14 protein-coding genes are annotated in these 14,177 nt (G+C 71.4%); 12 read left to right on the top strand and 2 right to left on the bottom strand.

Annotation, left to right across the window (positions count from 1 at the left end; genetic code table 11):
- Window positions 1-26 precede the first annotated feature (26 nt).
- The 11 genes from hemE to RIN43_RS00300 all read left to right on the top strand — a co-directional run bounded on the left by hemE (window position 27) and on the right by RIN43_RS00300 (window position 9,457).
- Complete coding sequence (gene hemE / locus RIN43_RS00350) at window positions 27-1,037, top strand: uroporphyrinogen decarboxylase (protein ID WP_309126882.1); 1,011 nt, start codon at window positions 27-29, stop codon at window positions 1,035-1,037.
- A gap of 133 nt (window positions 1,038-1,170) precedes the next feature.
- Window positions 1,171-2,667 (top strand): protoporphyrinogen oxidase, encoded by a 1,497-nt coding sequence (hemG, locus tag RIN43_RS00345; protein ID WP_309126881.1) that lies wholly within the window; start codon window positions 1,171-1,173, stop codon window positions 2,665-2,667.
- 165 nt (window positions 2,668-2,832) lie between these two features.
- A complete protein-coding gene (locus RIN43_RS00340; RefSeq protein WP_309126880.1) occupies window positions 2,833-3,243 on the top strand; it encodes a hypothetical protein in 411 nt (136 codons plus the stop codon).
- Between the two features lies 1 nt (window position 3,244).
- Window positions 3,245-3,652 (top strand): phage holin family protein, encoded by a 408-nt coding sequence (locus RIN43_RS00335; RefSeq protein WP_309126879.1) that lies wholly within the window; start codon window positions 3,245-3,247, stop codon window positions 3,650-3,652.
- Window positions 3,639-3,929, top strand: coding sequence for a hypothetical protein (locus tag RIN43_RS00330; RefSeq protein WP_309126878.1), 291 nt, complete (start codon window positions 3,639-3,641; stop codon window positions 3,927-3,929). Before RIN43_RS00335 ends, RIN43_RS00330 begins: the two co-directional genes overlap by 14 nt.
- An 84-nt stretch (window positions 3,930-4,013) precedes the next feature.
- The gene (hemQ, locus tag RIN43_RS00325; RefSeq protein WP_309126877.1) at window positions 4,014-4,691 is read left to right on the top strand and encodes a hydrogen peroxide-dependent heme synthase; all 678 of its coding nucleotides are present in this window, start codon (window positions 4,014-4,016) and stop codon (window positions 4,689-4,691) included.
- A 2-nt stretch (window positions 4,692-4,693) separates the two neighbouring features.
- Window positions 4,694-5,680: a hydroxymethylbilane synthase gene (gene hemC, locus RIN43_RS00320; protein WP_309126876.1), complete on the top strand. Its 987-nt coding sequence runs from the start codon at window positions 4,694-4,696 to the stop codon at window positions 5,678-5,680.
- A 5-nt stretch (window positions 5,681-5,685) separates the two neighbouring features.
- Complete coding sequence (locus RIN43_RS00315; protein WP_309126875.1) at window positions 5,686-6,483, top strand: uroporphyrinogen-III synthase; 798 nt, start codon at window positions 5,686-5,688, stop codon at window positions 6,481-6,483.
- Window positions 6,480-7,457: a porphobilinogen synthase gene (gene hemB, locus RIN43_RS00310; RefSeq protein WP_309126874.1), complete on the top strand. Its 978-nt coding sequence runs from the start codon at window positions 6,480-6,482 to the stop codon at window positions 7,455-7,457. The genes RIN43_RS00315 and hemB overlap by 4 nt, the downstream gene beginning before the upstream one ends.
- A 35-nt stretch (window positions 7,458-7,492) precedes the next feature.
- On the top strand, window positions 7,493-8,815 hold the full coding sequence (locus tag RIN43_RS00305; protein WP_309126873.1) for a glutamate-1-semialdehyde 2,1-aminomutase: 1,323 nt from the start codon (window positions 7,493-7,495) through the stop codon (window positions 8,813-8,815).
- Between the two features lie 192 nt (window positions 8,816-9,007).
- Window positions 9,008-9,457 carry a hypothetical protein gene (locus RIN43_RS00300; protein ID WP_309126872.1) on the top strand — a complete coding sequence of 150 codons (450 nt, stop codon included), beginning with the start codon at window positions 9,008-9,010 and terminating at the stop codon, window positions 9,455-9,457.
- Window positions 9,458-9,468: 11 nt separating this feature from the next.
- Here RIN43_RS00300 and RIN43_RS00295 read toward each other — a convergent pair whose 3' ends face one another.
- Window positions 9,469-11,745: an ATP-binding cassette domain-containing protein gene (locus RIN43_RS00295; RefSeq protein ID WP_309126871.1), complete on the bottom strand. Its 2,277-nt coding sequence runs from the start codon at window positions 11,743-11,745 to the stop codon at window positions 9,469-9,471.
- A 119-nt stretch (window positions 11,746-11,864) separates the two neighbouring features.
- Between RIN43_RS00295 and RIN43_RS00290 the strand changes: the two genes are divergently transcribed.
- On the top strand, window positions 11,865-12,923 hold the full coding sequence (locus RIN43_RS00290) for an enoyl-CoA hydratase/isomerase family protein (protein WP_309126870.1): 1,059 nt from the start codon (window positions 11,865-11,867) through the stop codon (window positions 12,921-12,923).
- A gap of 25 nt (window positions 12,924-12,948) precedes the next feature.
- Here RIN43_RS00290 and RIN43_RS00285 read toward each other — a convergent pair whose 3' ends face one another.
- The gene (locus tag RIN43_RS00285; RefSeq protein ID WP_309126869.1) at window positions 12,949-14,169 is read right to left on the bottom strand and encodes a glycosyltransferase family 4 protein; all 1,221 of its coding nucleotides are present in this window, start codon (window positions 14,167-14,169) and stop codon (window positions 12,949-12,951) included.
- Between the last annotated feature and the right edge of the window lie 8 nt (window positions 14,170-14,177).

The following is a 14,177-nucleotide window of genomic DNA, read 5'->3' as shown; positions in this document are numbered from 1 at the left end:
TAGCCTGCCGGTGCGAGGATTGCGGCATGAGTGATCTGCTGCGCGCGCTCGCGGGCGAGAAGACCGAGCGCACCCCTGTCTGGTTCATGCGTCAGGCGGGCCGGTCGCTGCCCGAGTACCGCGAGTTGCGAGTCGGCACCCGGATGCTCGACGCATGTCTCACCCCCGACCTCGCCGCCGAGATCACCCTGCAGCCTGTGCGCCGTCACAAGGTGGATGCCGCGGTGTTCTTCAGCGACATCGTCATCCCGCTGCGCCTGGCCGGCGTCGAGGTGGAGATCGAGCCCGGCCGCGGCCCGGTGTTCGCGAACCCCGTGCGCACCGCCGAGGACGTCGCCCGAGTCACCGCGATCGACCCGGCCGACCTCGACGGCGCCGCGATCACCGAGGCTGTGCGCATCACGACCGCCGAACTCGGCGACACGCCTCTGATCGGCTTCGCGGGAGCCCCGTTCACGCTCGCCGCGTACCTCGTAGAGGGCGGCCCGTCGAAGGAGCACATGCGGGCGCGCGGAATGATGCACGCCGACCCGGAATCATGGAATCTCCTGGCGGGATGGCTGTCACGCGTCTCACGTCGCTTCCTCGAGATCCAGCGCGATGCAGGTGCATCCGTCGTGCAGCTGTTCGACTCGTGGGCGGGCTCGCTCAGCCCCGACGACTACCGCGCCTTCGTCGCCCCGCACTCGCGCGCTGCGCTCGACGGCATCGGCCTGCCCAGCATCCACTTCGGCGTCGGCACCGGCCCGTTCCTGGCCGACATGCGTCTCGACGGGGTCGCGGATGCCGTGGGCGTCGACTGGCGGATGCCGCTCGACGAGGCGATCCGCATCGTCGGGAACGACGTCGCCGTGCAGGGCAACATCGACCCTGCACTGCTGCAGGCGCCGTGGCCGGTGCTCGAGGCGCACGTGCGCGACGTCATCGAGCGCGGGCGCGGCGCGAAGGGCCACATCCTCAACCTCGGCCACGGCGTTCCCCCCGAGACCGACCCCGATCAGCTCACGCGCATCGTGGAACTCGCGCACGGGGCCTGACGGCGTCAGTCCTCCCATGGGGCGCGGCACGCGCGCTGCAAGAGCTTCTCGTCGGTTCAGCGCCCGCAGGATCGACGTCAGGCTCCTTCGCCGGGCTGAGAGGGACCGCAGCCGTCGGTGAAATGATGGGGGCATGACCTCGGCCGATCCGTCCAGCGCAGAGCCCTCCGACCTCGCCGCCCGCGCCGCTCAGCAGCACGTCGTCGTGATCGGCGGCGGCATCGGCGGCCTCGTCGCCGCGCGCGAATGCGCCAAGGTCGGCATGCGGGTGACGCTGCTCGAAGCGCGCGACGCGCTGGGCGGCAGCATCCGCTCGGCCGACCTCGACGGCATCGTCGTCGACGCGGGCGCGGAGAGCTTCGCGACGCGCGGCGGCACCGTGCGCGCCCTGGTCGAGGAGCTCGGGCTGGCCGACGCGATCGTCAGGCCCGAGGGCGGCGGAGCGTGGCTGAGCGGCATCCCGGATGCTCCCGACGCACCGCTGCCGGTCGGCGGCATCCTCGGCATCCCCGCGAACCCGTTCGCCGACGACGTGCGACGCATCATCGGCTGGCGCGGCGCCTGGCGCGCCTACGTCGACCGTCTTCGTCCCCCGCTGACGATCGGTCACGAGCGGAGCCTGGGCAAGCTCGTCCGTTCGCGCATGGGAGCCCGTGTGCGTGACCGACTGGTGGCGCCGGTGACGGCCGGTGTCTACTCCGCCCACCCCGACGAGGTCGACACCGACGTCGCCGCGCCCGGACTCAACGCTGCCCTCACCCGGATCGGCTCCCTCAGCGGCGCCGTCGACGCGCTGCGCGCCGATCAGAAGCAGAAGGCGGGCAAGGCGCCCGGCTCCGCGGTGCTCGGCATCTCCGGCGGGATGGGCCGGCTCGTCGAAGCGCTGCGCGCCGACGTCGAAGCGTACGGCGTCGAGGTGCGCACCGGCGTCACGGTCACGAGTATCGAGCGCACGGGCTCCGCCTGGACGGTGCAGATCGAGGTGCCGGATGCCGATGAAGACGAAGCTCCGGATGCCGCGGCAGAGCCGCTGACGGCCACCGGCGTGATCGTCGCCACCGCGGAACCGCCCGCCCGCGCGCTGCTCGCAGGACACGTCGACGGCCTCGGCGAGCCGGGCGCCGCCCCCGAGATCGAGATCGTCACGCTGCTGCTCGACGCCCCGGAGTTGGATGCCGCGCCGCGAGGCAGCGGTGTGCTCACCGTTCCCGGCAGTCACACGGCGAAGGCCCTCACCCACTCCACCGCGAAATGGGGTTGGTTGCGCGAAGCGACAGATGGCAGGCACGTGGTGCGGGTCTCGTTCGGCACGCAGGGCGAGGCCGCTGCCACGGCCGGGCTCGACGACGACGGCGCCGCGCAGCTCGCCCTCACCGAGGCGTCCGCCCTGCTCGGCGTCGCACTGAGCCCGTCGCAGCTGGTCGCCAGTCATCGTGCGAGGTTCGTGCAGGCGCAGCCCACCTCGCTCATCGGCGCCGCCGAACGCCGCGAAGCCGTGCGCAAGGCCGTGCAGCGGACGCCGGGACTCGCGGTCGTCGGCGCATGGCTGGCCGGGACGGGGCTCGCGCAGGTCATTCCGGATGCGGTCGCCGAAGCCGACCGGCTGCGTCACGCTCTGCTCTGGCGCTGAACCCCTGGCCCTGAGGACCCCGCGCCGCCCTCCGACTACCCCAGGTTCCGGCCTGGCGCAAGGGTAGATGCCGAATCGGGAATATGCGACTAACCTGGAGACCGATCGCGCGGGGACAGCGAGATTTCCACGCGAGGACGCCGCAACCAACCGGAGGAGGCTCCCATGAAGGGGAAGATCGGACTCATCGTCGGACTCGGCGCAGGCTACGTGCTCGGCACGCGCGCAGGTCGCGAGAGGTACGAGCAGATCAGGACGCAGTGGCTGAAGGTCTGGAATCTCGACCCGGTCCAGCAGCAGGTCGCCAAGGTGCAGGACTTCGCGAAGTCGCAGGCCGCGGCCGTTCCCGGTGCTGTCTTCCACGGGGCGGTGAAGGTCGTCAAGGCGGTCTCCGGCTCGGGCACCCCCGGACAGAAGCTGGACTCCGCCATCGATGCGACCAAGGACGCCGTCGAAGAGGTGCAGGACGCCGCGGAGGACACCGCGGATGCCGTGAAGAACACGGCGGACGCGGCGAAGAAGAAGTCCGGCTCGAACGGCTCCGCCAAGAACACGACGGGGAAGAGCGGCTCCTGATATGGCACGCGGATACCGCGACCGCGCTGACGACAGTCTGCTGACCCTGTTGGGCGACCTGCCCGAACTGATCCGCAACCTCATCACCGCCGAGATCGACGCCGCCAAGGCATGGGTCTCGCGCACCGCGAAGGATGCCGGGATCGGCAGCGCCTGGTTCGTGGTCGCCCTCTTCCTGCTGTTCTGGGCGATCCCGGTGCTTCTCACCTTCGCCATCATCGGACTCTCGTCCTGGTGGCCGGCTTGGGTGGCGGCACTGGCTGTGTTCGGCTTCCTGCTCGTCGCCATCGTGATCTTCGCCCTGCTGGGCGTGCTGCGCTTCCGCAAGGTCGTCAAGCGCGAGAACCCCGGAAAGGCCGTCGCCACCGACGTCCGACTCGTCAAGGAGGCCGGCAATGACGAACTCTGAACCCCAGTCCGTCCCCACGACGCTTCCGCGCACCGCGGTCCCGGGCGGGATCACCGACCCGGTGGCATCCGCTCGCGCCGAGCTGAAGGCGGCTCTCGCCGCGATCGAGATCAAGGGCAACTTCCCGCGTCGCATCGAGAAGGCGTCGGAGCGCGGCATCCTGCGCGCCCGCACCTTCGCCCGGCGCAACCCCGTCGGTGCCGCCGCAGCCGTCGCGGGTGTCGCCGCGGCGATCGGCGGGCTGGTCTGGGTGATCGCGCGCGCTGTCTCCCGCTAACAGCGGCGACGCGCGCACCGCCGCTGTCACGGGCGGGCGGCCGCCGGATTCGCCGACTCCGCGACGAAGGGGCAGACTGGAAGCATGTCCGAGCTGAACGAAGAGAACCCTTCTGGATTCACTCTCTGGGCCGTGTGGCGCCGTAATCCCGATGCGCCTGTCGCCGAGTCCGACGCGACCGAGCTCGAGACGATCGTCGACCACATCGAGGACTCCGGCGTCACCGTACGCGGCTTCTACGACGTCAGCGGGCTGAAGGCGGATGCCGATCTGATGGTGTGGCTGCACGGCGCCACCGCCGAGGAGCTGCAGCAGTCGCTGCGACGCCTGCGCCGCACCGAACTGCTGCGCAACCTTCTGCCGGTATGGAACGTCATGGGCGTGCACCGCGACGCCGAGTTCAACCGGTCCCACGTGCCCGGGTTCCTGCGCCGGGTCGAGCCCAAGGGCTGGCTGTGCCTGTACCCGTTCGTGCGCACGCCGGAGTGGTACCTGATCGACGAGTCGGAGCGCCGGCAGATGCTCGCCGACCACGGCCGCAGGGGCGCCGCGTTCAAGGGCGTGATCGCCAACACCGTCGCCGCCTTCGCACTGGGCGACTATGAGTGGCTGCTTCCGCTCGAGGCGGACGATCCGACCGAGCTCGTCGACCTGATGCGCGACCTGCGCTACACAGAGGCTCGCCGCTTCGTGAAGGAGGAGGTGCCCTTCTACACCGGGCGCCGCCTGCGCTTCGACGAGATCGCCGACGTGCTGCAGTGACGATGAGCGCCCCGATCCGCCTCGGCACCCGGCGCAGCGCGCTGGCGCAGGCACAGTCCGGCCACGTCGCCGCTGCGCTCGAGGCGATCATCGGCCGGCCGGTCGAACTCGTGCCCATCACCTCGGAGGGCGACACGAATCGCGCCTCGCTGTCGGAGATCGGCGGTCAGGGCATCTTCGCCACCCGCCTGCGCGAGGCGCTCAAGGCAGGCGAGTGCGACCTGCTCGTGCACTCCCTGAAGGATCTCCCCACCGCGCAGCCTGATGGCCTGGTGATCGCGGCGACCCCCGAGCGCGAAGACCCCCGCGATGTGGCGATCACCCGCGGCGGCACGCCGCTGCACGAGCTGCGTGCCGGCAGCACCGTCGGCACGGGAGCTCCCCGCCGTATCGCGCAGGTGCGCCGTCGCGCCCCGCAGGCACGAGTGGTCGACATTCGCGGCAATGTCGATTCCCGGCTCGAGCGAGTCGCATCCGGAGAGCTCGATGCGATCATCCTCGCCGCTGCCGGCCTGTCCCGCCTGGGCTCCGACAGCCCCCTGCGCCGCGAGGAGCTGGGGCTCACCGAATGGCCCACCGCCCCCGGGCAGGGCGCCCTCGCGGTGGAGACCACCGTCGACGCACCAGCCGAGCTGCTCGCCGCGCTCGCGCAGCTCGACCACGAGGACACCCGCATCGCGGTCACGGTGGAGCGTGCGATCCTCGCCGGACTCGAGGCCGGATGTCAGGCGCCGATGGCCGCACACGCCGTCGTCAGGGGCGACAGCATCCGCATCCGCACCGTCGTCTACCAGCCCGACGGCGACCGCAGGATCGGCCTCGACGTAACACACCCTCTGAACCGGGGGTATATTCGACGGAACGGCAGCGGCAACGGAGCGGATGCTGCCGATGGTGCAGACCCGATGCACGTGATCCGTGATATCGGCACGTCTGCGGCCCATCGGCTGCTCGAACAGGGGGCGGCCGACCTCCTCCCGCGAGAGTGACCACGATGACTGCTTCCGAACCGAAAACCGCCAAGCCGCTCGACGGCTGGCGTGTGCTCGTGCCGCGCGGCGGCCCCTGGGGCGACAGCGTCGCCGCGAGTCTGCGAGCCCAGGGCGCCGTGCCCGTGGTGGCCCCGCTGATCAACTTCGCACCCACCACCGACCAGGGTGCGCTCGACGCGGCCCTCGCGCGACTCCAGGCCGGCGAGTACGACTGGCTCACCATCACCAGCGCGACCACGGTCGACGTGCTCTTCGCGCACCGGGTGCAGATCCCACGGGCGACGAAGGTCGCCGCCGTGGGTGAGACGACCGCCGCCGCACTGCAGGCGGTCGGTTACGAGGTCGCACTGGTGCCGGAGCTCGACAACTCGGCGGCCGGGATGGCAGAGCAGATGATCGCGCTGGAGTCCGATGCCAGGCGCGTGCTCTCGCTGCGCAGCGAGATCGCCAAGCCGGTTCTCTCGGTGATGCTCACCGAGGCCGGCCATGACGTCGACAGCGTCGTGGCCTACCGCACGGTCGGCGTGCCGGTCACCGAGCGCATCCGCCGCGACGTCGAGAACGGCCGCATCAACGCGATCCTGATCACCAGCGGATCGGTGGCCCAGCAGGTGCGCGAGCAGTTCCCCGAGATCCCCGACACCACGCTTCTCGCCGCGATCGGGCCGCGCACAGCCAAGGACGCGCGCAAGGCGGGCCTGCCCGTCTCCGTCGTCGCCGACAAGCAGACCGTGGACGCCCTCATCGAGACGGTCTCGAAGTTCACCCTCCCGCACGCTGCCGACGAGTTCGCGCCGTGAGCCGCTACCCCGAGACCCGCCTGCGCCGGCTGCGTCAGTCGGCGCCGCTGCGTGCCCTCGTGCGCGAGACGTCGCTCGAGCCGCGGCAGCTGGTGCTGCCGATGTTCGTGCGCGAGGGGCTGACCGAGCCCGCGCCGATCGGATCCATGCCCGGTGTGCAGCAGCATTCGCTCCACTCGCTTCGCCGGGCCGCGGCGGATGCGGCCGAGGCGGGCATCGGCGGCGTGATGCTCTTCGGCGTGCCGGAGGTGCGCGACGCGGTGGGCTCCGGGGCGGACGACCCCGACGGCATCCTGAACGTCGCCACCGCCGCGATCGCGGCCGAGGCGGGCGACGCCCTGGTCGTGCAGACCGACCTCTGCCTCGACGAGTTCACCGACCACGGACACTGCGGCGTGCTCGACGCGCGGGGCGCAGTCGACAACGACGCCACGCTCGACCGTTACCGGTCGATGGCGCTCGCCCAGGCCGAGGCCGGCTCGCATTTGCTCGGGCTGAGCGGGATGATGGACGGCCAGGTCGCCGCGCTTCGCGACGCGCTCGACACCGCCGGCTTCCACGACACCCTGCTGCTCGCCTACTCGGCGAAGTACGCCAGCGCCTTCTACGGTCCGTTCCGCGAGGCCGTCGACTCGCAGCTGCAGGGCGACCGTCGCACCTACCAGATGGATGCAGGCAACCGGCGCGAGGGCGTACGCGAGGCCCTGTTCGACGTCGACGAGGGCGCCGACATCGTCATGGTCAAGCCGGCGATGGCGTTCCTGGACGTCCTGCGCGAGGTGCGTGACGCCGTGGACGTGCCTGTCTGGGCATACCAGGTGTCGGGCGAGTACGCGATGATCGAGGCGGCCGCGGCGAACGGCTGGATCGACCGCCGCGCCGCCGTGCTGGAGTCGCTGCTGGCCATCCGCCGGGCCGGCGCCGACGCAGTGCTCACCTACTGGGCGGTCGAAGCCGCCCAGTGGCTGCGCTGACCCTCGCACACAGCCGGCATCCGTAGGCTTGAGGGATGACCGACCGCAATGACACCCTGTTCGACACCGCTCGCGCGGTGATCCCCGGCGGCGTGAACTCGCCGGTGCGCGCCTACGGATCAGTGGGCGGCACGCCCCGGTTCCTCGCCTCGGCGAGCGGCGCGCGGGTGACGGATGCGGCCGGCGCGGAGTACATCGATCTGGTCGCCTCCTGGGGCCCGGCGCTGCTCGGGCATGCCCAGCCCGAGGTCGTGCAGGCCGTGCAGGATGCGGCATCCCGCGGGCTGTCCTTCGGCGCCCCCACCGAGGGGGAGGTGGAGCTCGCACAGCTGATCGCCGACCGCGTGCGGCACGGCGACGTGCGCCCGGTCGAGCGGTTGCGCCTGGTGTCGACGGGCACCGAAGCGACCATGACCGCCATCCGGCTGGCCAGGGGTGCGACCGGTCGCGACCTGCTGGTGAAGTTCGCCGGGCACTACCACGGTCACTCCGACGGACTGCTCGCTGCCGCCGGATCCGGCGTGGCCACGCTGGCCCTGCCCGGATCGGCCGGGGTGCCCGCGCCGATCACCGCGCAGACCGTGGTGATCGACTACAACGACCCCGACGCGCTCGCCGCGGTGTTCGCCGAACACGGCGATCGCATCGCCGCGGTCATCGTCGAGGCGGCATCCGCCAACATGGGCGTCGTCGCCCCGCAGCCCGGCTTCAACAAGCTGATCGCCGACACCGCTCACGAGCACGGCGCGCTGATGATCCTCGACGAGGTGCTCACCGGGTTCCGTGTGCACCCCGCCGGGTTCTGGGGGCTGCAGCAGGAGCAGGGCGAGCACTACGTTCCCGACATCATCACCTTCGGCAAGGTCGTCGGCGGCGGGATGCCGCTGGCCGCTCTCGGCGGCAGCGCCGCGGTCATGGACCTGCTGGCTCCTGTCGGCCCGGTCTATCAGGCGGGAACCCTGTCGGGGAACCCGCTGTCGGTCGCGGCCGGCCTCGCGACGCTGCGGCTGGCGACGCCCGAGGTGTACGCGCGGGTGGACACCGCGGCATCCCGCCTCGCCGATGCGCTCGACGCCGCACTGACCGAGGCCGGCGTCGTGCACGCCGTTCCCCGTGCCGGCAACCTGTTCGGCGTGGTCTTCGCCCCGGAAGCGCCGAAGGATTACACGCAGGCGCAGGCCCAGGAGTCGTTCCGGTACGCACCGTTCTTCCACGCCATGCGCGAGCAGGGCGTCGCGCTTCCGCCGAGCGTGTTCGAGGCATGGTTCCTCACGGCCGCGCACGGCGACGATGAGCTCGCTGCGATCGAGGCCTCGTTGCCGGCCGCGGCCGCGGCGGCCGCATCCGCCACCGCCTGAGTCGCCGCGCTCATCCGCCCGGCGCTCTCCTGCCGGCATCGCGAGGAGTCTCTCGAACGCAGGTCGCGCTGCGGGACGCGGGATCCTCCTCGGACGGCGATCATCGTGACTGTGAGTCGTCGACAACGGATCGTTGTCGCGTTGTGAGCAAGTCGCACTCGTCTCCCAGCGGCGCGCTGGCAGACTGGATGAATGGTGACGCTCCTGCTGGATCAGACGCAGCTCGAGATCGTGCTGTCGCCGATCGAGCGCGCATCGACGTTCCATCGCTCCAACGTGCGCATCCAGCGCGAGCACATCACGCGGGTGCAGCTGACCGACGATGCCTGGACATGGCTCCGCGGCGTCCCGGGCCCGGGCACGTACATCCCCGGGATCCTCGCCGCCGGCACGTGGAAGGGCGCCGGCACCACCGACTTCGTGCTGATCCGGCGTCGGCGGCCCAGCGTCGTCATCGATCTCGACGGCAATGAGCAGTACCAGCGGCTGATCCTCACCACCCGCCACGGCCTCGCCCTCACGCAGGCGCTGCGGCTCGAGGTCACAGACGAGCCGGCCGACGTCACAGACATCGCCTCGACTGCGCCGGTCGCCGTGCCGAAGCAGCGTCAGCGACCCGTCATCCGGCCCCGCCCGGTCTGACCGGCGGGCGATCAGCCCCGGTGCTGGTCGTCGTCGTGCTGGTCATCGTCGGGCTGATCGACGTCGTCGCCCCGGTCGCCGGTGACCGTTTCGATCGTGCGTGTGGCGTCGTCCGAATCGTCGGACTCGCCCGCGTCGGTCTGCTCGGCCACGGCCGCTTCGTCGGCTTCGGCCGCTTCGGCCGCTTCGTCGGTCTTCGGAACGTCTCCGTAGGGGTACTCAGGGGCAGGTCCGCCGAAGAACCGGCTCGCAGCGGACGACAGGGATGTGCGCATCGCCGCCAGGCGAGGGTCGTCTTCATCATCGACCGTCGAGTCGGATCCCGACTCGGAATCCTCGTCCTCCGAGAGGATGGGCGAGAACACCGAGAACGCCGACGTGGTCGCCGGCGGCTCGGCGGAGTCGGATGCCGCATCCTCCGAGGAGGCCGCAGGGATGCCGGTGATCAGCTCGGTGAAAGTGGTCTGGTCCGCTGTGACGGGGAGGGAGACCGCCTGCGTCGCCAGCGGGAGCACTTCCGGCCCCGAATCGTCCGACGCCTGAGGCGTCTCCTGCGCATGCCGCGGCGACCACAGATCACTGGGCAACGAGAACGCGGACCCGGGGGAGCCGTCGCGCTCGTGGGCGGCTCGCTCGTCCGCGTCCACATCTGCGTGGTCGCCCTCGCCCGAGTGGTCACTCTCGCCGTCCGAGCCGTCCTCGTGGTGCTCCGCCGGGCCCTCCGCAGTCGGCTCGCCCTCGTGCTCGATGGAAGACTGTGCGTCGTCGGATCGCTCGCTCTCGTCGACAGGAGCCGACTCGTCGACCGGAGCTTCTCCGCCCGCGTGGGCGCCCTGCCCCTCGGACGGCTGCCCGCTCGAAGCCGCGGGCTCGACCCCACCGTCGCGCTCGACCCCACCGTCGCGCTCGCCCTCATCGTCGCGCGCGTCCTCACCGTCGAACTCGCTCTCATCGACCGGCTGACTGTCGGCGACGGGCTCTCCTGCGTCGGCATGCGTCTGCTCTGCCGACGCGTCGTGCTCGGCGTCCGCCTCTGCCGCCGCATCCGCGGGCGGGGCGTCGGCGGCGACGACACCCTCGGTGGCACCCGCCTCAGCATCGATGCCATCTCGTTCGAGCGCGGCATCCGTGTCAGCATCGATGCCATCTCGTTCGAGCGTGGCATCCGTGTCGTCCGCATCGTGCGGCGGAGTGTTCGCGCCCCCGGTAGCATCCGTCTCGTCGTCGGCGACCCCGGGGAAGAGTCCCGCTCCCGCGCCGACGGCAGCGGCGGCGCCCGCGACCGGCACGCTGGCCGCGACGAGTGCGGTGTCGCCTGCGGTCGATTCGGCAGCCGCCTCGTGCGGAGCATGAGCGACCGGGTTCGCGACCTGGTCGAGACGAGGGCTGTCGCCGCGCCGGCCGTACACGAGATCGAGGAAGACCTCTTCCAGGCTTGGTCCGCGCTGCTGCAGCGTCGTCAGCGCGATGCCGGCGGCCGCCGCGACGGCCCCAACCGAGGCGGCATCCGATTCGCGCACCGTCAGGCCCGAGCGGAGCACGTCGAACGACAGGCCGGCGGCGGTCAGCGCCGCAGCCAGCGAGCCGCGATCCTCGGCGTCCACGATCACGGCACCGCCGGTCGGGTCGGCCAGGTCGTCGATGCTGCCCGAGTACACCGCGCGGCCCTTCGAGAGCACCACCACGGCGTCGGCCACCTGCTCGATCTCGCTCAGCACGTGGGACGACACCAGCACGGTCCGGCCCTCGTCGGCGAGGCGGCGTATCAGCATGCGCATCCAGCGGATGCCCTCGGGGTCGAGCCCGTTCGCCGGCTCGTCGAGCACCAGCGCGCCAGGGTCGCCGAGCAGCGCGGTCGCCACGCTGAGCCGCTGGCGCATGCCGAGCGAGAACCCGCCGATGCGGGTATCGGCGTCGTCCTGCAGGCCCACCAGGCGCAGCACCTCGTCGACGCGCTCCGCGGGGATGCCGTTGGCCTTGGCCGCGATCATCAGCTGACGAGACGCCGAGCGCCGCGGACGGTATGCCGCCTCTTCGAGCACGGCCCCGATCGTGCGCAGGGGATGCCGCAGCTCGGCGTAGCTGACGCCGCCGATCGTCGCGGTGCCGGACGTGGGGCGGATCTGCCCCAGCAGCATCCGCAGCGTCGTGGTCTTGCCTGCGCCGTTCGGGCCGAGGAAGCCGGTGACGACTCCCGGCTCGACGCGAACTGAGAGGTCGGAAACCGCGGTCACGGCGCCGAAGCGCTTCGTCACTCGGGCGAACTCGAGCACCTGTCCTTCGGGCATGCGAGCCCCTCCTCCCTGGGCAGTTCCTTCCATCTTTGCGGAAATCACCTGGTTTCGTCGTTCCACCTGCCGAAAAGCGCCAAGACGGGGCCCTGTGGAGAGGAGGTAGCCTGGCCAGCGTGACCGACGTCGAAGCACCCACCGTCCTCGTCCGCACCGAGTACTCGCTTGGCCGCATCAGCCTCAATCGCCCTCGCGCGATCAACGCGCTCGATCTCGAGATGATCCGGCGGATCACCGCGGCGCTGGAGGTCTGGCGCGACGATCCCGACATCCAGACCGTCCTCATCGACGGTGAAGGCGAGCGGGGGCTGTGCGCAGGCGGTGACGTTCGCGCGCTCTACGACCAGATCGTGGGAGGGCACCCCGAGGCGATCGCCGAGTTCTTCCGGGCCGAGTACGCCATGAACGCGCTGATCGCCGAGTACCCCAAGCCCGTCGTCGCGTTCGCCGACGGCATCACCATGGGTGGCGGCATCGGCCTGGCAGGGCACGCGGCTGTGCGCGTCGTCACCGAGCGTTCGAAGCTGGCGATGCCCGAGACGCGCATCGGCTTCACCCCTGACGTCGGCGGCACCTGGCTGCTCGGCCGTGCGCCAGGAAGGCTGGGGGAGTACTTCGGGCTCACTGGGGCGAGCATGGGTGGCGCCGATGCCGTCGAGATGCGCTTCGCCGACCACTTCGTGCCCTCCGACCGCCTCGACGCCCTGCGGGAGGCGCTCGCATACCGCGCCGACCCCGGCACCCCCAACGAGCTGGTGCTGCTCTTCGACGAGACGCCGGAGCCCTCGCAGCTCCCCGCCGCGAGGGAATGGATAGATGAGGCCTTCTCGGCGCCAACGGTCGGCGAGATCGCCGACCGTCTGCGGCGATCGGAAGCTCCGGATGCGGCAGCCGCGCTCGCTGCGCTAGAGGAACTGGCGCCCACCGGTCTCGCGGTCACCCTCGATGCGGTGCGCGAAGCGCGTGCGATGAGCGGCATCCGTGAGGCGCTGGAGGGCGAGTACCGGCGAGTGATGTGGTTCGGGACGCATCACCCCGACCTCGTGGAGGGCATCAGAGCGCAGCTGGTCGACAAGGACCGCCAGCCGAAGTGGCAGCCGGCGACGATCGCGGAACTGCCGGACGACGCGGGGGCCGACGCGCGCGCCTACGTGCCTGAGCTCGCGCTGTTCTGAGCCCGTCTGCGCCGCGCGGAACGTCTCAGCCGCGCGCCGACGCGATGAGCTCCTGCAGGCGGGCGACGTGCGCGCCCGGTTGGCGGTCGCGGGCGTACGCCAGGGCGCCGGCGCGCGGAGCATCCAGCAGCGAGCGATCGGCCTCGAGGGCGACGATCAGCTCCGCCAGCCCCTCGGCATCGGGCGACGGTGTGCCGATCGCGGCCGCACCGAACTCCGTCGCCAGCACCGGGTCGCTGACGATGACGGGGCGGCCGTGCGCGAAGGCCTCCAGCGCCACCATGGGCTGATTGTCGAAGCCGAGTGAGGTGATCAGGGCGGCGTCCGCCGCGTCCATGAGATCGCCGACCCGCTCTCCTGGCACCGATCCGTGGAACGTGACGCCAGGCGCAGGCCGATGGCTGCCGCCGGCCACGTCGAGGTGCACGGCATCCGCTCCGAGCCGCTCGACCACGATCCGCATCGCGTCGAGTGCGATCTCGAGCCTCTTCTCGGGTGCGAACCGCGCCACCCACAGCAGGCGCAGCGGCCCGCCCGCCGACGGCGGCGCCTGACGCAGCGGCTGCGCCACGTTGGAGAAGGCCTCCACCCTCCCCGCGCCCGCCGCGCGCAGGGCATCGGCCTGGTGCCGCGAGGGGGAGAGGACGACGTCGGCGCGCTGCGCGATGCGCAGGGTCATCGTGCGCAGGGCGTTGTTGAGCGGGTGGCTGCCCGTGTAGCGGTCTCCGCCGCGTATGCCGGTGAGCGAGGAGTGCACCCGCGAGACGAGCGGGGCGAACGGCGCCAGCGCAGCCGGCGCCCGCCAGAAGAAGGTGTGCACGGTGTGCAGCACCGGGATGCCGAGGCGCCGTCCCACCGCGATGGCCGCAGCGGCCAGCGCGAACTCGGAGTGCACCACGATCGCGCCGACGTCGTGCCGGCGGATCGTGGCGGCGACCAGCGGCTCGAGGTCTCGCGCGCGGCCGAGCAGGGGCAGCTCGAGCACGGGGATCGTGCCTCGGCGGGGCGGAGCGACCGTGATGAGACGAGCCTCCGGATGCTGCGCCGCGTCCGCTCGGGTGTCGTTCATGTCGCCGGCGTCGGCGTTCAGCGCGGCGGCGTCCGGTGCGAGCACCACGACGGGCACGCCCTCACCGACGAGGGACTCGGCCTGACGCAGGAACGCGGTCTGCGCGCCGCCGAGGTACTTCAGCGAGTAGTCGCAGACCAGCAGTACGGCCTTGGCGGCGGCATCCTCTACGGGCATGTCTTCCC

Source organism: Microbacterium sp. (assembly GCF_031178445.1).
Classification (GTDB): domain Bacteria; phylum Actinomycetota; class Actinomycetes; order Actinomycetales; family Microbacteriaceae; genus Microbacterium.
The sequence above is the reverse complement of the archived record's forward strand: the minus strand, read 5'-3'. Positions and strand labels throughout refer to the sequence as shown.